28 protein-coding genes and 2 pseudogenes are annotated in these 17,419 nt (G+C 42.2%); 1 reads left to right on the plus strand and 29 read right to left on the minus strand.

Annotated features, from left to right (window positions below; genetic code table 11):
• Window positions 1-41: 41 nt before the first annotated feature.
• Together NQ546_RS00990 and NQ546_RS00995 are read right to left on the minus strand one after the other, a co-directional pair.
• A pseudogene (locus NQ546_RS00990) lies at window positions 42-1,109 on the minus strand (DUF5700 domain-containing putative Zn-dependent protease).
• A pseudogene (locus NQ546_RS00995) lies at window positions 1,089-1,715 on the minus strand (DUF6563 family protein); the annotation flags it as partial. The pseudogenes NQ546_RS00990 and NQ546_RS00995, both read right to left, overlap by 21 nt.
• Before the next feature lie 443 nt (window positions 1,716-2,158).
• On the opposite strand from NQ546_RS00995, the gene NQ546_RS01000 reads away from it, so the two are divergent.
• Entirely contained in the window at window positions 2,159-4,048 is a 1,890-nt protein-coding gene (locus tag NQ546_RS01000; RefSeq protein WP_004291212.1) for a MutS family DNA mismatch repair protein, read from the plus strand.
• Window positions 4,049-4,091: 43 nt separating this feature from the next.
• Here NQ546_RS01000 and NQ546_RS01005 read toward each other — a convergent pair whose 3' ends face one another.
• From NQ546_RS01005 to rpsS, 27 genes are all read right to left on the minus strand, one after another.
• Entirely contained in the window at window positions 4,092-4,631 is a 540-nt protein-coding gene (locus NQ546_RS01005) for a hypothetical protein (protein WP_004291213.1), read from the minus strand.
• 118 nt (window positions 4,632-4,749) lie between these two features.
• Window positions 4,750-5,172: a hypothetical protein gene (locus NQ546_RS01010; protein WP_004291214.1), complete on the minus strand. Its 423-nt coding sequence runs from the start codon at window positions 5,170-5,172 to the stop codon at window positions 4,750-4,752.
• 144 nt (window positions 5,173-5,316) lie between these two features.
• Window positions 5,317-5,814 (minus strand): 50S ribosomal protein L17, encoded by a 498-nt coding sequence (gene rplQ / locus NQ546_RS01015; protein ID WP_004291215.1) that lies wholly within the window; start codon window positions 5,812-5,814, stop codon window positions 5,317-5,319.
• A 3-nt stretch (window positions 5,815-5,817) separates the two neighbouring features.
• Window positions 5,818-6,810, minus strand: coding sequence for a DNA-directed RNA polymerase subunit alpha (locus NQ546_RS01020; protein WP_004291216.1), 993 nt, complete (start codon window positions 6,808-6,810; stop codon window positions 5,818-5,820).
• A gap of 11 nt (window positions 6,811-6,821) precedes the next feature.
• Window positions 6,822-7,427: a 30S ribosomal protein S4 gene (gene rpsD, locus NQ546_RS01025; RefSeq protein ID WP_004291217.1), complete on the minus strand. Its 606-nt coding sequence runs from the start codon at window positions 7,425-7,427 to the stop codon at window positions 6,822-6,824.
• A 115-nt stretch (window positions 7,428-7,542) separates the two neighbouring features.
• The gene (gene rpsK, locus NQ546_RS01030; protein ID WP_002558049.1) at window positions 7,543-7,932 is read right to left on the minus strand and encodes a 30S ribosomal protein S11; all 390 of its coding nucleotides are present in this window, start codon (window positions 7,930-7,932) and stop codon (window positions 7,543-7,545) included.
• An 11-nt stretch (window positions 7,933-7,943) separates the two neighbouring features.
• Window positions 7,944-8,324 carry a 30S ribosomal protein S13 gene (gene rpsM, locus NQ546_RS01035; RefSeq protein WP_004291218.1) on the minus strand — a complete coding sequence of 127 codons (381 nt, stop codon included), beginning with the start codon at window positions 8,322-8,324 and terminating at the stop codon, window positions 7,944-7,946.
• Window positions 8,325-8,358: 34 nt separating this feature from the next.
• Window positions 8,359-8,475, minus strand: a complete 117-nt coding sequence (ykgO, locus tag NQ546_RS01040; RefSeq protein ID WP_002558051.1) for a type B 50S ribosomal protein L36 — start codon at window positions 8,473-8,475, stop codon at window positions 8,359-8,361.
• A gap of 9 nt (window positions 8,476-8,484) precedes the next feature.
• The gene (gene infA / locus NQ546_RS01045; protein ID WP_002558052.1) at window positions 8,485-8,703 is read right to left on the minus strand and encodes a translation initiation factor IF-1; all 219 of its coding nucleotides are present in this window, start codon (window positions 8,701-8,703) and stop codon (window positions 8,485-8,487) included.
• 9 nt (window positions 8,704-8,712) lie between these two features.
• Complete coding sequence (map, locus tag NQ546_RS01050) at window positions 8,713-9,513, minus strand: type I methionyl aminopeptidase (protein WP_004291219.1); 801 nt, start codon at window positions 9,511-9,513, stop codon at window positions 8,713-8,715.
• 13 nt (window positions 9,514-9,526) lie between these two features.
• Window positions 9,527-10,870: a preprotein translocase subunit SecY gene (gene secY / locus NQ546_RS01055; RefSeq protein ID WP_004291220.1), complete on the minus strand. Its 1,344-nt coding sequence runs from the start codon at window positions 10,868-10,870 to the stop codon at window positions 9,527-9,529.
• 4 nt (window positions 10,871-10,874) lie between these two features.
• A complete protein-coding gene (gene rplO, locus NQ546_RS01060; RefSeq protein WP_004291221.1) occupies window positions 10,875-11,321 on the minus strand; it encodes a 50S ribosomal protein L15 in 447 nt (148 codons plus the stop codon).
• 30 nt (window positions 11,322-11,351) lie between these two features.
• Window positions 11,352-11,528: a 50S ribosomal protein L30 gene (gene rpmD / locus NQ546_RS01065; RefSeq protein ID WP_004291222.1), complete on the minus strand. Its 177-nt coding sequence runs from the start codon at window positions 11,526-11,528 to the stop codon at window positions 11,352-11,354.
• Between the two features lie 11 nt (window positions 11,529-11,539).
• Window positions 11,540-12,058, minus strand: a complete 519-nt coding sequence (rpsE, locus tag NQ546_RS01070) for a 30S ribosomal protein S5 (RefSeq protein ID WP_004291223.1) — start codon at window positions 12,056-12,058, stop codon at window positions 11,540-11,542.
• Between the two features lie 5 nt (window positions 12,059-12,063).
• The gene (rplR, locus tag NQ546_RS01075; protein ID WP_004291224.1) at window positions 12,064-12,408 is read right to left on the minus strand and encodes a 50S ribosomal protein L18; all 345 of its coding nucleotides are present in this window, start codon (window positions 12,406-12,408) and stop codon (window positions 12,064-12,066) included.
• A gap of 20 nt (window positions 12,409-12,428) precedes the next feature.
• A complete protein-coding gene (gene rplF, locus NQ546_RS01080; protein ID WP_004291225.1) occupies window positions 12,429-12,998 on the minus strand; it encodes a 50S ribosomal protein L6 in 570 nt (189 codons plus the stop codon).
• A 15-nt stretch (window positions 12,999-13,013) separates the two neighbouring features.
• Window positions 13,014-13,409 carry a 30S ribosomal protein S8 gene (gene rpsH, locus NQ546_RS01085; RefSeq protein ID WP_004291226.1) on the minus strand — a complete coding sequence of 132 codons (396 nt, stop codon included), beginning with the start codon at window positions 13,407-13,409 and terminating at the stop codon, window positions 13,014-13,016.
• Between the two features lie 55 nt (window positions 13,410-13,464).
• Window positions 13,465-13,764, minus strand: coding sequence for a 30S ribosomal protein S14 (gene rpsN, locus NQ546_RS01090; protein WP_004291227.1), 300 nt, complete (start codon window positions 13,762-13,764; stop codon window positions 13,465-13,467).
• 4 nt (window positions 13,765-13,768) lie between these two features.
• Window positions 13,769-14,326: a 50S ribosomal protein L5 gene (rplE, locus tag NQ546_RS01095; RefSeq protein ID WP_004294559.1), complete on the minus strand. Its 558-nt coding sequence runs from the start codon at window positions 14,324-14,326 to the stop codon at window positions 13,769-13,771.
• Window positions 14,326-14,646 (minus strand): 50S ribosomal protein L24, encoded by a 321-nt coding sequence (gene rplX, locus NQ546_RS01100; protein ID WP_004291230.1) that lies wholly within the window; start codon window positions 14,644-14,646, stop codon window positions 14,326-14,328. Before rplX ends, rplE begins: the two co-directional genes overlap by 1 nt.
• Before the next feature lie 20 nt (window positions 14,647-14,666).
• Window positions 14,667-15,032: a 50S ribosomal protein L14 gene (gene rplN / locus NQ546_RS01105; RefSeq protein WP_004291231.1), complete on the minus strand. Its 366-nt coding sequence runs from the start codon at window positions 15,030-15,032 to the stop codon at window positions 14,667-14,669.
• A gap of 2 nt (window positions 15,033-15,034) precedes the next feature.
• On the minus strand, window positions 15,035-15,304 hold the full coding sequence (rpsQ, locus tag NQ546_RS01110; RefSeq protein WP_004291232.1) for a 30S ribosomal protein S17: 270 nt from the start codon (window positions 15,302-15,304) through the stop codon (window positions 15,035-15,037).
• Complete coding sequence (gene rpmC, locus NQ546_RS01115; RefSeq protein WP_004291233.1) at window positions 15,301-15,498, minus strand: 50S ribosomal protein L29; 198 nt, start codon at window positions 15,496-15,498, stop codon at window positions 15,301-15,303. The genes rpsQ and rpmC overlap by 4 nt, the downstream gene beginning before the upstream one ends.
• Window positions 15,499-15,503: 5 nt before the next feature.
• Window positions 15,504-15,938, minus strand: coding sequence for a 50S ribosomal protein L16 (rplP, locus tag NQ546_RS01120; RefSeq protein ID WP_004291234.1), 435 nt, complete (start codon window positions 15,936-15,938; stop codon window positions 15,504-15,506).
• A 21-nt stretch (window positions 15,939-15,959) separates the two neighbouring features.
• A complete protein-coding gene (gene rpsC, locus NQ546_RS01125; protein ID WP_004291235.1) occupies window positions 15,960-16,691 on the minus strand; it encodes a 30S ribosomal protein S3 in 732 nt (243 codons plus the stop codon).
• A 5-nt stretch (window positions 16,692-16,696) separates the two neighbouring features.
• The gene (rplV, locus tag NQ546_RS01130; protein ID WP_004291236.1) at window positions 16,697-17,107 is read right to left on the minus strand and encodes a 50S ribosomal protein L22; all 411 of its coding nucleotides are present in this window, start codon (window positions 17,105-17,107) and stop codon (window positions 16,697-16,699) included.
• A gap of 36 nt (window positions 17,108-17,143) precedes the next feature.
• The gene (gene rpsS, locus NQ546_RS01135) at window positions 17,144-17,413 is read right to left on the minus strand and encodes a 30S ribosomal protein S19 (RefSeq protein WP_002558070.1); all 270 of its coding nucleotides are present in this window, start codon (window positions 17,411-17,413) and stop codon (window positions 17,144-17,146) included.
• Window positions 17,414-17,419 lie beyond the last annotated feature (6 nt).

The raw sequence follows: 17,419 nt of genomic DNA on the forward strand, positions 1-17,419 counted from the left end.
ACAATAGAACACCGGGATTATTTATCATAAAGTCAGAAAAATTACTTCTCCATTAACTTATACTGTTGTTTTACATAAGCCACAAATTCATCAGTAAAGACATATTCATCACCTGCTTTCCGTGCAGCCTTGTTATAGGTTTCCACAAACATCACCGGCTCCACAGAATTGTCGACAATCGCCTGCAATCCGAGTTGGTGCTTGATGAGCGTCGCCATATAAAAGCCATTCGGATGTCCGCCGTTAACCGGTAACTTGGCAACCTGCCCATAGACATCGGCGTCCACTGTTCCTTTCGAGTAACCCACCGTCAAAGAATCTATCTTTTGCAGTAGCTTCGGCGTATTGTAGTAGTTTTCGTTCATCTGTTTCAACACATCTTCACCGAAAAGCCCGGCGTCTTTCATAGAATAAGGACCCTCGAACTTGTTCAGAATATCAGCGCAACCCTCCGACTGCATCATGCTCAACGCGGCCGCAACAGGACTTCCACTGTCTTTGTATTTCTCTCGAAGATAGCCCCAACGATAGCTGTGATGCAGTTCGTGACCTATCAGATTGGCCAGGGATTCTTCATCCTGACTATAAACACAATTCAAATCCATAAATACATTGCCGCTGAGCGACCAGGCTTCGGGGGTAAACAAGAGAATGTAGAATTTACTGTGATCGGGATGTCACATCGCAAAACTGTCCGGTAAGTATTTCAAGGCTTGCTTGTTGCCACGGACAAAAGCGCCGGAGAGGGCAGAACCTGCCAAATAGTCATCGAGCCTATCAAGGTCATCGCCAAACCGGCTGAGATTTTGAATACAAAAATAACGTACGATATCTTCATTGTTCTTCATCGTCTGAAGGGGAACGGACAAGATACTATCCTTAACAGCCTTTAAATTCCGGTCGAAAACAATTTCATAAGAAGCCTTAAAAGTTTTTTTCAGCGATTTCCCCACAGGGCGGTCAAAAAACTGCTTATATCCATCGGTGGCAAACAATATTTCCCACTCCTGTTGTGAAGGCAGATGACCGTTTCTCGCTTTCTTGGTCAGTTCGATAAGGGCTTGGGCTGATTCGGTGGAACAAGTCGGTTCAGACTCGAGCTGTCTCAAATATCTCCCGATGACCTCCGCCGACTCGCTCGTTTCTTTTTCAAATGCTTCTTGCAGCGCAGGATAGTCCGCCAGCAGTTCCAGCATCTTCTCCCTGCCCACAAACTCCGAGCGTCCCGTTTCCGGATTCAACTCATAATACACACGCGCAAAGACCAGCCCCGAAGCATTGATGGCATCCCCCACTTCACCGCCCAGCTTCGTTGCATCGGGCGGGGTTGCGGTGCTTGCAGCGACCTGCCCCACAGGTTGCGCACAGAAATAAATCTTACCTTTCACCCACATGGCAGGCGCATACCAACCGCCGAAACGGTAACGCTTATAGCGCATCTTCTTGCAGTTGACGTAGAGCGACGTATCCATCCGCACCGCATAACAACGTGATTTCAAATAACGGCACAAGCCGGAGTTGTCTTCCGCCTCTATACGATAATCCGCACCGCCCATCAGATAAATCTGGTTCTTGGAACGCTTCTCCACTTTCAATATCGTGACCGTATCTCCGCGGCCTTCCACCAACGCTTTCAAGTTGGAATACATTATCTGCTGAGCCGAACAAGGCAAGCCCAATAATGCCAATATCCCTAACAACCAACGTACTTTCATATCATTTCCCTTTCTTTCTGAAACTTTACTTACCCAGGCGAAAGGTACATTTTTTATCCTTATTCAGCAAACATAGAGAGGAAAAAAACATCGTATCGCCCATAAAATGATTTCCGTATGTCTGCACCGGCCTTGCCCAACCCTCTCTGTCGCAGACAAAAACATCTAAAGCAGAAATGCGGGACCCCCTTGTTGGAACTGCCGGGATACACTACTGATTACAAACGAGATACAGATACCAATCGAATACCAACCTTTGGTACACGCCGTACCAAACTGTGGTAGTCCTTGTACCAAGCTGTGGTAGCCCTCGTACCAAACTGTGGTACTTCGAATACCAAACTGTGGTATTTTGAATACCAACCGTTGGCATTTCACATCTTCTTAGGAGAAGAAAACCATATATTTACTTACCTTTGCCAATCTATAAAGCATGGGAATAAATGGAAAGCATTGAAAAAATAAAATCAACATACAGCCGCATTGCGGAGGAAGCACAACAAGAGTCGAACAAAATACAGCAAGCAATTTACCATACCGGCTCCTTACGGTTGCTGCTGTTCGTGGCAGGAATCGCAGGGATTATCTACTTCCGGGAGGAAAGTTGGACGATACTGGCAGGAATCGCACTCGTCACCCTGCTGCCGTTCATCCTTCTGATAAAGTACCACAACAACCTGTTTCGCCGCAAAGACTATCAGGAAAAGAGAGCAGAGGTGAACCGGCAGGAGTTGGCCGCGCTGGATTACGATACGTCCTGCTTCGATGCCGGCGAGGAGTTTGTCGACCCCGCCCACCTGTATGCCTACGATCTGGACGTATTCGGCACACATTCATTGTTCCAGTACGTCAACCGCACCTGCACCGAACCGGGAAAACGCCTGTTGGCAAACTGGCTGGGACAGCATCTCGAAAAGAAAGAGGATATACTGGAACGACAGGCAGCCGTACGCGAACTGGCTCCCGAACTGCAATTCCGCCAGCACTTCCGCATCCTCGGCATGCTGCACAAAGGCACAGCAGCCGACGAAACCGAACTGAAAGCATGGGCGGCAAGCCCCGGCGTATTCCGCAAGAATAAGTTCTTACGACTTCTGCCGGCAACCGTCACCGGCATCAACGGCATCTGTCTGCTCCTTATGCTTACCGGTTATCTGCCCGCAAGCATGTGGGGAGTGATCTGGACGCTCTTTGTCACCGCCGGATTCGCCTTTACCGGAAAGATCACCAAAATACAGGCTGTGTACGGCAAGAAGCTACAAATCCTCGGTACGTATGCCGGACTGCTCAAACTGATGGAAGCCCAACCCATGCAATGCAACCTGCTGAAACGCATCAAAGAAGAAATTGGCGGCGAACAACGGAAAGCCTCCCTCGCCATCAGCCGGCTGAGCAAACTGATGAACGAGCTGGACCAACGCAACAACGTATTCATGTACGTCATTCTCAACGGTCTGTTTTTCTGGGAACTGCGACAGATAATGCGCATCGAAACCTGGAAAGAGCAATATTCCCGCGAACTGCCGCATTGGCTCAGCGCCCTCGGACAGATGGATGCCCTCAACTCACTGGCAACCTTCGCCTATAATCATCCGGACTATTCTTATCCCACCCTGCTCGACAAGGCCGATATGATTGCCGCCAAAGTCAACATCTCTTCCAATACGAAGAAAGCTGATACGGAAAACACCGGCAACAACACCCGTTTCATGCTTCGCGCAAAAGCCCTGGGACATCCCCTGATGCACCGCGACCGCTGTGTCCGCAACGACATCGACATGGAGAAACGCCCTTTCTTCATCATCATCACCGGCGCCAACATGGCAGGAAAGAGCACCTATCTGCGCACGATAGGCATCAACTACCTGCTTGCCTGCACCGGCATGCCCGTCTGCGCGGAAGAGATGGAGGCGTATCCCGCCCGTCTCATCACCAGCCTGCGCACCAGCGACTCCCTGACCGACAACGAGTCCTACTTCTTTGCCGAACTCAAACGCCTGAAACTCATCATCGACAAGCTGCAATCGGGCGAGGAACTCTTCATCATCCTCGACGAAATACTGAAAGGAACAAACTCAATGGATAAGCAGAAAGGGTCTTTCGCACTCATCAAGCAGTTCATGGCCTTACAGGCAAACGGCATCATCGCCACGCACGACTTATTGCTGGGCACCCTCATCGACCTCTTCCCCGAAAATATCTGCAACTACCGCTTCGAAGCTGATATCACCGACAACGAGCTGACATTCTCTTACCGCCTCCGCCCTGGCGTAGCGCAGAACATGAATGCGTGCTTCCTTATGAAAAAAATGGGGATTGCCGTCACCGACTAATCCCCACTCCATATCCTAACGGTTCCTTACCCGCAGCATCCGCTTACATCGCCTTGCATCTGGACAAGAATGCCGAAACCGCCGCAGCTTCATTACCCGTAAAGTAGCACACTGAGGTCACCGGAGTGTAAGTGTAAGGCACAAACTGAAACAATTGAAGTGCAGCAAATTTATTGTCTTGCGAAATCATAACGTCCAGACGTACATTACCACTCGACTCACTCTTGACACCGGCTTCACCGTCGAGCTTACCGCTTTCGAGCATCTCGGTCAGTTTTCCTATATGCTTCAAATCGAAAAACAGACTGCGTTCCTTCGCCACACTTCCCGTCGGCAGATAAACGATTTCTTTTGATTTCCAGAACAAACGGAACACCCCCAACAGAATCAATGCCGTACCCAGCACCATCAGCCCCATACTCAAAGTAGAGGACTTATCGCTCATCTCAAAAATAGATGCGAAAATAAGAATGCCCACCAGCATCATCCCCACAGAAATAATAAGTCCGGAAACACTTGTACGCTTTGCAATATCAGGATGTGAAGACGCAAAAAGAGTCGCGTCGATAGTTTGAGTTGCCATAATATAAATAGTTTTATGAATTAATGAATATTGAAATAGTGAATAATGAGTACAATCTCCCCCCCCATACAAGCATTATATGCCCGTACTCAAGGGAAAAAACAATGACAATAATACATTAAATCAGAATCCGCCGCAGTGCGAAAATGTAATACTCGCACACAGGCTGGCAACGATAGTAAGCGGTAGCATCAAAAAGCTTCTCTCTATGCAACGATAGAACCGCTTCACGCTGGGCAATCTTGTCCACCCAGTCCTTTAAGGAAAAGATATATTCGGTAATATAAGAACGCTGGATACGGGACATGGTAAGCAACTGCACATGCCCGTTGTTGCTTGCCAACTCCGCAACCGGCAAATATGGCAAACGGGGCGAAGTGAAGCATGCCTCCTCCTGATGATGTGCAGCAACAGGCGCTGTTCGGATATCCACAGACTCCTCCACACCTGCCGAACTACCGTCGGCAAATGCAGCACCCGATGTTTGCCATACAATAAACGCAAGCACCAGAAAACCTATGAATTTTAAATATCTGCCCATAAACACCTGCAAATATAACAGTTTATTTCATAGATTTGTTTTGCTCATACATCTTTTAATGTTTGTTCATGTAAATAAAAGTATAAACAAAAAAGCCGCCCCAATCGCTGGGACGGCTTTCTATATATAAAAAGAATAGTTGAATTATTCTGCTTTTGCTTCTTCAGCAGCAGGAGCTTCAGCAACCGGCGCAGTTTCAGCAGCGGGAGCAGCTTCAGCAGCAGTCTTCTTTGAACGGCGGGTACGGGTAGCTTTCTTAGCAACTTTTTCCTTAGCCATGTTTTCGTTGTAGTCAACGAGTTCAATGAAGCACATTTCTGCATTGTCACCCAAACGGTTACCAGTCTTGATGATGCGAGTGTAACCACCCGGACGATCAGCAATCTTCACAGAGATTTCTTTGAACAACTCAGTTACAGCATACTTGTCTTGCAAATTGCTAAATACAACACGACGAGAGTTTGTCGTATCATCCTTAGCTCTTGTAATCAAAGGCTCAACGAACTTCTTCAAAGCTTTAGCCTTTGCAACGGTCGTAGTGATTCTTTTGTGCTTGATCAAAGAACACGCCATATTAGCCAACATAGCGTTTCTATGAGAGGCAGTACGACCCAAATGGTTGAATTTTTTATTATGTCTCATTTTTTATTCTTTATCTAATTTATATTTAGAAATATCAGTTCCAAACGACAGATTCAGACTTTCCAGCAAATCATCAAGCTCGGTAAGCGATTTCTTTCCGAAATTTCTGAATTTCAGCAGATCGGTCTTGTTGAATTGTACCAAGTCGCCCAAAGTCTCTACATCCGCAGCCTTCAAACAGTTGAGAGCACGAACCGAGAGATCCATATCAACAAGCTTGGTCTTCAGCAACTGACGCATGTGCAATACTTCCTCATCAAACTCTTCATTACCGTCAACATCATTAGTTTCCAGCGTAATCTTCTCATCAGAGAAGAGCATGAAGTGATAAATCAGAATTTTAGCAGCTTCTTTCAGAGCTTCTTTCGGGTGAATGGAACCATCCGTAGTAATCTCAAGCACCAGCTTTTCGTAGTCAGTCTTCTGCTCAACACGGAAGTTCTCTACCTGATACTTAACATTACGTATCGGAGTATAAATAGAATCGATAGGAATTACGTTCACGTCGGTGCAATATTCGCGGTTTTCGTCAGCAGGAACATAACCACGACCTTTGTTGATCGTAATATCTATCTGCATAGTTGATTTTGAATCTAAATGACAAATAACTAATTCAGGATTTAACACTTCAAATCCAGTCAAATACTTACCTATGTCACCTGCTTTAAATTCACTTGAATTCTCGATTGTAATACTTACTTTCTCGCTCTCGAATTCTTCAACTACTTGCTTGAATCTCACTTGTTTCAGATTCAAGATAATGTTAGTAACATCCTCTTTTACTCCTGGAACACTGGAGAATTCATGCTCAACACCGTCTATTTTGATAGTAGTGATGGCAAAACCTTCCAATGAAGAAAGCAGGATGCGGCGCAGTGCATTACCTACGGTAATACCGAAACCAGGCTCCAACGGACGAAATTCGAATTTCCCGAATTTAGAGTCCGCTTCCAACATTAATACTTTATCAGGTTTTTGAAATGCTAATATCGCCATGAAATTAATTATTATTTAGAATACAATTCTACAATCAAATGCTCTTTAATGTTTTCAGGAATGTCTGCTCTTTCAGGTATGTGCAACAACTTACCTACTTTAGCATTGTCATCCCATTCCAACCAAGGATACTTGCTGTGATTAAAGCCAGCCAATGAGTTAGCGATAACTTCCAAAGATTTAGATCTTTCACGAACGCCAATAACCTGACCCGGTTTTACTGCATATGAAGGAATGTTTACCACTTCACCATCTACAGTGATATGCTTGTGACTAACCAACTGACGAGCAGCTGCACGAGTCGGAGCAATACCCAAACGGAATACTACATTGTCAAGACGACCTTCCAATAATTGAAGAAGCACCTCACCGGTAATACCTTTAGCGGTAGCTGCCTTCTCAAACAGGTTGCGGAATTGTTTTTCCAAAACTCCATAGGTGTATTTGGCTTTCTGTTTCTCACGAAGTTGAACACCATATTCAGAAGTCTTTCTCTTTCTTGAATTACCATGCTGTCCGGGAGGATAGTTTTTCTTTGACAATACTTTATCTGCTCCAAAGATACCTTCACCGAATTTACGGGCTATTCTTGATTTTGGTCCAGTATATCTAGCCATTTCTTTTTAAATATTTAATTGTTATTCATGAACTTAATTTGTTGCAGCCGCGATTGTAGAGAAGAAATTACAATCCAATAACAATATCAAGTTTCATTTTTATTAAAGGTAAATCTTAAACTCTACGTCTTTTCGGAGGACGACAACCATTATGTGGAAGCGGAGTTACGTCAATGATCTCAGTAACTTCGATACCTGCACCGTGGATAGTTCTAATAGCAGACTCACGTCCGTTACCTGGACCCTTCACATATGCTTTTACCTTTCTCAAGCCAAGATCATATGCTATCTTAGCACAGTCTTGAGCAGCCATTTGTGCTGCATAAGGAGTGTTCTTCTTAGAACCTCTAAATCCCATCTTTCCGGCAGAAGACCAAGAAATAATCTGACCTTCACTATTAGCCAGAGAAACAATAATGTTGTTGAAAGATGAATGAACATGCAACTGTCCATTAGCATCTACCTTTACATTTCTCTTTTTTGCTGCAACTGTTTTTTTTGCCATATCAACAATTATTATTTAGTAGCTTTTTTCTTATTAGCAACGGTTTTCTTTCTTCCCTTACGAGTACGAGCGTTGTTCTTTGTACTCTGGCCTCTAACAGGGAGACCGATACGGTGACGTACACCACGGTAGCAACCGATATCCATTAAACGCTTGATGTTCAATTGAACTTCAGAGCGAAGATCACCTTCTACTTTATACTCTGCACCAATGATCTCACGAATCTTGGCAGCCTGATCATCCGTCCAGTCTTTTACTTTCAGGTCTCTGTCAACACCTGCTTTATCCAAAATCTTTGCTGAACTACTACGACCTATTCCATATACATAGGTCAACGCAACTTCACCTCTCTTGTTTTGAGGCAAATCGACACCAACTATTCTTATAGCCATATACTAAATTATTTTTTTTGCAAAAATAATAATATTATCCTTGACGTTGTTTATACTTAGGATTTTTCTTGTTAATAACATACAAACGGCCATTACGTCTAACGATCTTACACTCTGGCGTACGTTTCTTTAAGGATGCTCTTACTTTCATATCTTAATTTTATTTATATCTAAATACAATTCTTCCTTTCGATAAATCGTAAGGAGACATTTCGACTCTTACTTTATCACCCGGCAGGATTTTGATGTAATGCATCCTCATCTTACCGGAAATATGTGCAGTAATCTCATGTCCGTTTTCTAATTCAACACGAAACATTGCATTAGACAATGCTTCAACTATAACTCCATCTTGTTCTATTGCAGATTGCTTTGCCATATTAACTTCTTAAATTGCTTTATCTCCTAATACTTCTTCAATGAATTTGAATGATGACAATATATCAGCCTCACCGCTTCCAACTGCTATGGTATGTTCAAAATGAGCAGCATATTTGCAGTCCTTGGTTCTCACTGTCCAACCGTCACGTTCCATTACAATTTGCCGATTACCCAAGGTAATCATCGGTTCGATTGCAATGCACAATCCTTTTTTCAGCATAGTTCCATAACCACGTTTACCGTAATTAGGAACTTGAGGATCTTCGTGCATTTCCTTACCGATTCCATGACCGACAAACTCGCGCACTACACCATAAGAATTAGACTCACAATGTTGTTGTATAGCATATCCTATATCACCCAACCGCTTGCCTTGAACTGCATTCTGTATTCCTATATATAATGCCTCCTTAGTAACTTTCAGTAATTTGCGAACTTCTTCATCAACTTCTCCCACACAAAACGTATAAGCAGAGTCACCGCAAAAGCCGTTCATGTAAGTACCACAATCAACAGAAACAACATCCCCTTCTTTCAGTACCACATCATCACTCGGAATACCATGTACAACCTGTTCATTCACAGAAGTACAAATTGAAGCTGGAAACGGTTCACCATATTGATTGGGAAAACCTTTAAAAGTAGGGACAGCACCATTATCTCTAATGAACTCTTCCGCCACTTTATCCAACTCCTTTGTAGTAACTCCGGGCTTTATAACCTTAGCTATCTCAGCCAACGTTTTCCCCACAAGCAAATTACTCTTACGGAGCAGCTCTATTTCATCGTCAGTTTTAAGAAATATCATTCTTCAAATAAGATTAATACGCAGCTACTGTACCGCTACGGCCTTTAATACGTCCAGATTTCAGCAAACCATCATAATGTCTCATCAACAAATGACTTTCAACCTGCTGGAGAGTATCAAGAACCACACCTACAAGAATTAACAAAGATGTGCCGCCGAAGAACTGAGCAAACTCTGCTTTCACACCGAATATACCGGCAAATGCAGGCATAATAGCAACCAAAGCCAAAAAGAAAGAACCCGGCAAAGTGATACGTGACATAATCACATCAATGTACTCTGCGGTTTGCTTTCCCGGTTTGATACCTGGAATGAAACCATTGTTTCTCTTCATATCCTCAGCCATCTGAGTCGGGTTAATGGTAATTGCAGTATAGAAATACGTAAACAATATAATCAACACTGCAAAAATCAAATTATACCAAAAGCTTGTATGATCAGTTAATGCATGTATGAAACCGCTCGCATTATTTACATTTGAAAATCCAACGAGAGTAATAGGAATGAACATGATTGCCTGAGCAAAAATGATAGGCATCACGTTAGCTGCATTTACTTTCAAAGGGATGTACTGTCTTGCACCACCGTATTGTTTGTTACCAACAATTTTCTTTGCATATTGAACAGGAATCTTTCTTGTACCTTGTACCAAAAGAATGGCAAAAGCAATGACAAGCAACAAGACTACAAGTTCAATCAAGAACATAACCAAACCACCAGTCTTATCAGTCATACGAGAAATCAACTCCTGGAACAAAGACTGCGGCAAACGTGCAATAATACCCACCATGATAATCAAGGAGATACCATTACCAATTCCTTTGTCTGTAATTCTCTCACCAAGCCACAAAATAAACATACTTCCAGCCGCCAAAATAATGGTAGAAGTAAGCATAAACAGAGTCCAATCTAATGAAGCATTTAAGGAAGGACCAGCCTGCATTTTAAGATTGAGCAAATAAGAAGGAGCCTGAACCAACAGAATGATAATCGTCAAATAACGAGTATACTGATTCATTTTTCTTCTACCACTCTCACCTTCACGTTGCAATTTTTGGAAATAAGGTACCGCAATACCCAGCAACTGAATCACAATGGAAGCGGAGATATACGGCATGATACCTAATGCAAAGATAGATGCATTAGAGAATGCTCCTCCGGAAAACATGTTTAACAAGGCTAAAAGACCCTCGCTTGTTTGTTGATGCAATTGTGTCAACATTGCCGGATTAATACCCGGTAATACAACATACGAACCGAAACGGTAAATTGCCACAAACAATATGGTAATGAGGATCCGTTGTCTCAGATCCTCAATTTTCCATATATTCTTTAATGTTTCAATAGCTTTTCTCATCGAATTAGAGTTTTACTACTTGTCCACCAGCAGCTTCGATGGCAGCAACAGCAGTCTTAGAGAATGCATGTGCTTGTACATCCAACTTAGCAGTCAAAGTTCCGTTACCTAATACTTTTACCAACTGGCTTGAAGAGATGAAACCTGCAGCGATGAAGTCATTGATGCCTACAGTCTGCAAATTCTTAGCTTCTGCCAGTTTCTGAATTGTATCCAAGTTGATAGCTTTATACTCTACACGATTGATATTTTTAAAGCCAAACTTAGGAACACGACGTTGAAGAGGCATCTGACCACCTTCAAAACCGATTTTCTTAGAGTATCCAGATCTTGATTTAGCTCCTTTATGACCTCTGGTAGAAGTACCTCCCAAGCCAGAACCCGGACCACGTCCGATTCTCTTTCTTGTTTTAGTAGATCCTTCTGCAGGTTTTAAATTACTTAAGTTCATATTGTAATTCGTTTTATATTCAACAAATAATTACTTAACAATGGTAACCAAGTGTTTAACCTTATCCACCATTCCAAGAATTGAAGGAGTACATTCGTGTTCAACCACACGATTCAACTTATGAAGTCCCAGTGCATCGAGAGTTCTCTTCTGATCAGCAGGAGCACCAATTCTACTTTTAACTTGTTTAATCTTTATAGTCGACATATTCTTCCTCCTTATCCTCTAAATACTTTTTCCATACTAACTCCTCTGTTCTGAGCCACCATACGTGCATCGCGCATTTCGCTTAATGCCAGGATAGTAGCTTTTACCAAGTTGTGCGGGTTGGAAGAACCTTTTGACTTGGCCAAAACGTCCGTTACACCAACACTTTCAAGCACTGCACGCATTGCACCACCTGCCACAACACCAGTACCATGAGAAGCCGGCTTAATGAATACCTCAGCACCACCGAACTTAGCAGACTGCTCATGAGGAACCGTACCTTTCAATACAGGTACTTTAGTCAGATTCTTCTTTGCAGCTTCAACACCTTTGGCAATAGCGGCAGTTACTTCGCCGGCTTTGCCAAGGCCCCAACCGATGATACCTTCTTCATTTCCTACTACCACAATAGCAGAGAAACTAAAAGTTCTACCACCTTTGGTTACTTTGGTTACACGATTAATAGCAACCAATCTGTCTTTCAGTTCTATATCGTTTGTAATCTTAACTCTATTATTAAGTCCTGCCATAATGATTAAAATTTAAGTCCACCGTTACGAGCAGCATCAGCTACTTCTTTTACTCTCCCATGATACAAGTAACCATTACGGTCGAAAACAACAGTAGTTATACCTGCTTCCTGAGCTTTCTTAGCAATCAGTTCACCTACTTTGGCAGCTTGTTCTTTCTTAGGCATTTTTTCAGTCATACCCAAAGAAGAAGCGGCAGCCAGAGTCTTACCGGACAAATCGTCGATAATCTGAACATAGATTTGCTTATTGCTTCTAAACACACTCATACGCGGACATTCAGTTGTACCTGAAACCTTATTGCGTACTCTATATTTAATCTTAATACGTCTTTCTATTTTTGTTGTCATAATACTATCAATTTAAATGATTATTTAGCACCGGCTGATTTACCAGACTTTCTACGAATTTCTTCGCCAACAAACTTAATACCTTTACCTTTATACGGTTCAGGCTTACGGAAAGAACGTATTTTAGAGCAAACTTGACCAAGCAATTGTTTGTCACAAGATTCCAAAATGATAAGAGGATTCTTATTTCTTTCAGACTTAGTTTCTACTTTGATCTCAGCAGGTAACTGAATAAAGATACTGTGCGTATAGCCCAAGTTCAGTTCAATAATATTGCCTTGATTAGAAGCGCGGTAACCTACACCGACAAGTTCCAACTCTTTCTTATATCCTTCTGATACACCGACAACCATGTTGTGAACCAATGAACGGTACAGACCGTGGAATGCATGCTTCTGCTTCGGATTATCCAGCATTGCATTTTCATTCTCTGTCATAACGACATGGCCTTCTTCGATGGCAACATTGATAGCAGGATTTACGTATTGGCTCATTTCGCCTTTTGGTCCCTTTACGGTAACCATATCATCCTTCAGAGTAACTGTTACTCCAGCGGGAATACTAATGGGTAATTTTCCTATTCTTGACATTGCTAATTCCTCCTATTAATATACATAACACAAAACTTCACCACCGATCTTCAATTCAGCGGCTTCTTTGTTGGTCATTACACCTTTGGAAGTAGATATTATAGCAATACCCAAACCATTAATAACTCGCGGCATATCTTTATAACCGGTATATTGACGCAAACCCGGAGAAGAAATTCTTTCCAGTTTTTTGATAGCGTTCACTTTGTTAACCGGATCATACTTCAAGGCAACCTTAATAGTACCTTGAGGACCATCTTCTACAAACTTATAATTAAGGATGTAGCCTTTCTCAAAAAGAATCTTTGTGATTTCTTTTTTCAAATTTGAAGCGGGAACTTCAACAACTCTGTGCTTTGCTTGAATAGCGTTCCGCAACCTCGTCAAATAATCTGCTATTGGATCAGTCATATAAAAATAAATTAAATTAATCAGGACTACCCTGACAATATTTAAAAAACAAAAATTACCAGCTTGCTTTCTTTACACCTGGAATAAGACCGTTGGATGCCATCTCACGGAACTGAATTCTGGAGATACCGAACTGACGGATATATCCTTTAGGACGGCCAGTCAGTTTGCAACGGTTGTGCATACGAATCGGGTTAGAATTCTTCGGCAACTCCTGTAATTTCTGTGCAGCTTCAAAAGCTTCAGCAGGATCACCTGTTCTAACGATTTGCTTCAATGCAGCTCTTTTCTCGGCATATTTGGCTACTAATTTAGCACGCTTTACTTCACGTGCTTTCATTGATTCCTTTGCCATATTATCAATCTTTTTTAGCGTTCTTAAACGGTAAACCGAATTCTTTCAACAAGGCATAACCTTCTTCATCTGTTTGCGCAGAGGTTACAAAGGTAATATTCATTCCGAGAATTCTGGTAATACTATCGATATTAATTTCAGGGAAAATGATTTGTTCCTGAATACCAAGGGTATAGTTACCCTTACCATCGAACTTACTTTCAATGCCCTTGAAGTCGCGGATACGCGGCAGAGCTACACGAACTAATTTTTCAAGAAATTCGTACATTCTCTCACGACGCAAAGTTACCATAACACCAATCGGCATTTTCTTACGCAACTTAAAGTTAGCGATATCTTTACGAGAAATGGTTGCAACAGCTTTTTGGCCGGTGATAGCAGTCATTTCATTAATTGCCACTTCGATAATCTTCTTATCAGCAACGGCCATACCTAAACCCTGATTGATAACAATCTTCTTAAGTACGGGTACCTGCATTGAAGAAGAATACTGGAACTGTGATTTCAATGCAGGCGCAATACGCTCTGCATATTCTTTCTTAAGGCTAGCAGTATTACTCATTACTTAATCTCCTCTCCTGATTTTTTAGAATAACGCACTAAAGTGCCATCAGCACTCTCTTTTCTACCAACACGCGTTGCTTTACCAGTTTTTGGATCAACCGGGTTCAAGTTTGAAATGTGGATAGAAGCTTCTTGCTTCACGATACCACCTTGCGGGTTCTTTGCATTCGGTTTTGTGCTCTTAGACACCATGTTGATACCTTCAACGATTGCACGTTTTTTATCAACAAGAACCTTCAATACACGACCAGTCTTACCTTTGTCTTCACCAGAATTTACGTAAACTGTATCGCCTTTTTTAATATGTAATTTACTCATTACTTAAATCTTTTACAAAATTAAAGTACTTCAGGAGCGAGTGACACAACTTTCATGTTAGTAGCACGAAGTTCACGAGCTACCGGACCGAAAATACGACTACCTCTAATTTCACCTGCATTGTTCAGCAACACGCAAGCATTATCATCAAAACGTATATAAGAACCATCAGCACGACGGATTTCTTTCTTAGTACGTACGATCAAAGCTTTAGACACTGCACCTTTTTTAACATCACTTGAAGGGATAACGCTCTTTACAGAAACAACAATCACGTCCCCTACTGAAGCATAGCGACGGCCTGTACCGCCTAAAACGCGGATACAGAGAGCCTCTTTTGCTCCACTATTATCACATACTGTAAGTCTGGATTCTACTTGTATCATAATTACTTAGCTCTTTCAATTATTTCAACCAATCTCCATCTCTTAGTCTTGCTCAAAGGACGAGTTTCCATGATGTGTACAGTATCGCCGATATTGCACTCATTCTTTTCATCATGAGCATGGTACTTTTTCGTCTTACTAACGAACTTACCATATATGGGATGTTTTTCCTTAAACTTAGCTGCAACGGTGATGGTCTTATCCATCTTATTGCTCAGCACAATCCCAGTTCTTTCTTTTCTTAAATTTCTTGCTTCCATCAAGCTCATCATTTATTGTTAAGTTCTCTTTGGCGTAATTCAGTTTTCATACGCGCAATAGTCCTGCGTAATTGTTTGATCTGAGCAGGATTATCCAAAGGAGAAATAGAATGATTTAAAACCATTTGGCTATAATTAGCCACTTCTGCTTCTACTCTTTCTACCAAGTCACTGGTAGTCATTTCTTTAATTTCTGCAATTTTCATACTTCTTACGCATTTTGATTTTGGATATCATAATCACGTCTAACCACAAACTTAGTTGTGATAGGGAGCTTCTGTGCAGCTAAGCGCAAAGCTTCTTTTGCGATTTCATAAGATACTCCTTCAGCTTCGATAATAATTCTACCCGGTGTAACAGGAGCAACGAATCCTTCCGGCGCACCCTTACCTTTACCCATACGTACATCAGCAGGTTTTCTTGTAATAGGTTTATCCGGGAAAATACGAATCCAAATCTGTCCTTGACGTTGCATATATCTTGTCACTGCAATACGCGCAGCTTCAATCTGACGGCCTGTAATCCACTTCGTCTCCAAGGCCTTAATACCAAAAGAACCGAAAGCCAACTGGTTTCCTCTTTGGGCATTACCTTTTTGACGGCCTTTTTGTTGTCTTCTGAATTTTGTCTTTTTCGGTTGTAACATAATTCCTAAAAATCAAATTCGTTAGCGATTATTTTTCTTTCTTTTGAAGTTCTTTCCGCCATTGTTTCCGCTATTGCTTCCACGACCACTTTCTTTGCTTTGCGTAAAGTTCGGAGCCAACTCCTTCTTACCATAAACTTCACCTCTACAAATCCAAACTTTAATACCGAGAAGACCAACCTTCGTCAATGCTTCTGCATGACAGTAGTCAATGTCTGCTCTGAAAGTGTGCAACGGAGTTCTTCCTTCCTTATACATTTCAGAACGGGCCATTTCTGCGCCATTCAAACGTCCTGAAATCTGAATTTTGATACCTTCCGCACCCATACGCATAGTGTTAGCGATAGCCATTTTGATAGCGCGGCGGTAGGCAATTTTACCTTCTACCTGACGAGCGATGTTGTTAGCCACGATAACAGCGTCCAGCTCAGGTCTTTTAACTTCGAAGATATTGATCTGGATATCTTTATCAGTGACCTTCTTCAACTCTTCCTTCAACTTGTCAACTTCTTGGCCACCTTTACCGATAATGATACCCGGACGTGCTGTACAAACGGTAATAGTCACGAGTTTCAGTGTACGTTCGATTACAATTCTTGAAACGCTTGCTTTAGCAAGACGAGCGTTCAAATATTTACGAATCTTGCTATCTTCCAGCAAAGAGTCGCCGTAATTCTTTCCACCATACCAATTGGAATCCCATCCTCTGATAATTCCTAAACGGTTGCTTATTGGATTAACTTTTTGTCCCATTTACCTTAATTTTGATCTTCGTTATTACTTTTAGAACCAACGAACAACGTTACGTGGTTTGAACGTTTGCGGATTCTGTAACCTCTACCCTGCGGAGCCGGTCTCATTCTTTTGAGTGTAGCACCACCATCAACAAAAATCTTGGTTACGAACAGCTCGCCACTTTCAGCTTTACGTTCGTTTTTCTGCTCCCAGTTAGCAATTGCAGAGCGCAGCAATTTCTCCACTCTGGCTGCAGCCTCCTTTGAGGAGAACTTCAAAACGCCGAGTGCTCTGTTCACTTCCATCCCACGAATCATGTCAGCCACGAGACGCATTTTACGGGGGGAAGTAGGAACATTTTGCAATTTCGCAAAATACATGGTCTTAAGGGCTTCTTTTCTTTTTTCAGCCGATATTTTTTTTCTTGCTCCCATTATATTATTACTTTATTATTTCAGATAAATCCTGTTTTATTTTTTCTTGTTACCAGCGTGTCCTCTGAATGTACGAGTTGGAGCGAACTCGCCCAACTTGTGTCCTACCATATTTTCGGTAACATAAACAGGAATAAATTTATTTCCATTGTGAACTGCAACAGTATGGCCTACGAAATCAGGCGAAATCATTGAAGCTCTGGCCCAGGTCTTAACTACCACTTTCTTGCCCGATTCATTCATGGCAAGCACTTTTTTCTCAAGCTTTACGTTAATATACGGACCTTTTTTTAATGAACGACTCATAATTTA

Origin of the sequence: Bacteroides eggerthii (assembly GCF_025146565.1) — a bacterium.
Classification (GTDB): Bacteria; Bacteroidota; Bacteroidia; order Bacteroidales; family Bacteroidaceae; genus Bacteroides; species Bacteroides eggerthii.

Excerpts from the sequence above, each read along its gene's own strand:
- NQ546_RS01010 (WP_004291214.1), bottom strand. The coding sequence starts at position 5,172 with ATGGGCAGATATTTAAAATTCATAGGTTTTCTGGTGCTTGCGTTTATT.
- rpsH (WP_004291226.1), bottom strand. The coding sequence starts at position 13,409 with ATGACTGATCCAATAGCAGATTATTTGACGAGGTTGCGGAACGCTATT.
- rpsN (WP_004291227.1), bottom strand. The coding sequence starts at position 13,764 with ATGGCAAAGGAATCAATGAAAGCACGTGAAGTAAAGCGTGCTAAATTA.
- rplX (WP_004291230.1), bottom strand. The coding sequence starts at position 14,646 with ATGAGTAAATTACATATTAAAAAAGGCGATACAGTTTACGTAAATTCT.
- rpsQ (WP_004291232.1), bottom strand. The coding sequence starts at position 15,304 with ATGATGAGCTTGATGGAAGCAAGAAATTTAAGAAAAGAAAGAACTGGG.
- rplN (WP_004291231.1), bottom strand. The coding sequence starts at position 15,032 with ATGATACAAGTAGAATCCAGACTTACAGTATGTGATAATAGTGGAGCA.
- rpsS (WP_002558070.1), bottom strand. The coding sequence starts at position 17,413 with ATGAGTCGTTCATTAAAAAAAGGTCCGTATATTAACGTAAAGCTTGAG.
- NQ546_RS01000 (WP_004291212.1), top strand. The coding sequence starts at position 2,159 with ATGGAAAGCATTGAAAAAATAAAATCAACATACAGCCGCATTGCGGAG.
- rplF (WP_004291225.1), bottom strand. The coding sequence starts at position 12,998 with ATGTCAAGAATAGGAAAATTACCCATTAGTATTCCCGCTGGAGTAACA.
- infA (WP_002558052.1), bottom strand. The coding sequence starts at position 8,703 with ATGGCAAAGCAATCTGCAATAGAACAAGATGGAGTTATAGTTGAAGCA.
- rplO (WP_004291221.1), bottom strand. The coding sequence starts at position 11,321 with ATGAACTTAAGTAATTTAAAACCTGCAGAAGGATCTACTAAAACAAGA.
- ykgO (WP_002558051.1), bottom strand. The coding sequence starts at position 8,475 with ATGAAAGTAAGAGCATCCTTAAAGAAACGTACGCCAGAGTGTAAGATC.
- rpsD (WP_004291217.1), bottom strand. The coding sequence starts at position 7,427 with ATGGCTAGATATACTGGACCAAAATCAAGAATAGCCCGTAAATTCGGT.
- secY (WP_004291220.1), bottom strand. The coding sequence starts at position 10,870 with ATGAGAAAAGCTATTGAAACATTAAAGAATATATGGAAAATTGAGGAT.
- NQ546_RS01005 (WP_004291213.1), bottom strand. The coding sequence starts at position 4,631 with ATGGCAACTCAAACTATCGACGCGACTCTTTTTGCGTCTTCACATCCT.
- rplP (WP_004291234.1), bottom strand. The coding sequence starts at position 15,938 with ATGTTACAACCGAAAAAGACAAAATTCAGAAGACAACAAAAAGGCCGT.
- rpsC (WP_004291235.1), bottom strand. The coding sequence starts at position 16,691 with ATGGGACAAAAAGTTAATCCAATAAGCAACCGTTTAGGAATTATCAGA.
- rplV (WP_004291236.1), bottom strand. The coding sequence starts at position 17,107 with ATGGGAGCAAGAAAAAAAATATCGGCTGAAAAAAGAAAAGAAGCCCTT.
- rpsM (WP_004291218.1), bottom strand. The coding sequence starts at position 8,324 with ATGGCTATAAGAATAGTTGGTGTCGATTTGCCTCAAAACAAGAGAGGT.
- rplQ (WP_004291215.1), bottom strand. The coding sequence starts at position 5,814 with ATGAGACATAATAAAAAATTCAACCATTTGGGTCGTACTGCCTCTCAT.
- rplR (WP_004291224.1), bottom strand. The coding sequence starts at position 12,408 with ATGACAACAAAAATAGAAAGACGTATTAAGATTAAATATAGAGTACGC.
- map (WP_004291219.1), bottom strand. The coding sequence starts at position 9,513 with ATGATATTTCTTAAAACTGACGATGAAATAGAGCTGCTCCGTAAGAGT.
- rpsE (WP_004291223.1), bottom strand. The coding sequence starts at position 12,058 with ATGGCAGGACTTAATAATAGAGTTAAGATTACAAACGATATAGAACTG.
- rpsK (WP_002558049.1), bottom strand. The coding sequence starts at position 7,932 with ATGGCAAAAAAAACAGTTGCAGCAAAAAAGAGAAATGTAAAGGTAGAT.
- rpmC (WP_004291233.1), bottom strand. The coding sequence starts at position 15,498 with ATGAAAATTGCAGAAATTAAAGAAATGACTACCAGTGACTTGGTAGAA.
- NQ546_RS01020 (WP_004291216.1), bottom strand. The coding sequence starts at position 6,810 with ATGGCGATATTAGCATTTCAAAAACCTGATAAAGTATTAATGTTGGAA.
- rpmD (WP_004291222.1), bottom strand. The coding sequence starts at position 11,528 with ATGTCGACTATAAAGATTAAACAAGTTAAAAGTAGAATTGGTGCTCCT.
- rplE (WP_004294559.1), bottom strand. The coding sequence starts at position 14,326 with ATGAGTAATACTGCTAGCCTTAAGAAAGAATATGCAGAGCGTATTGCG.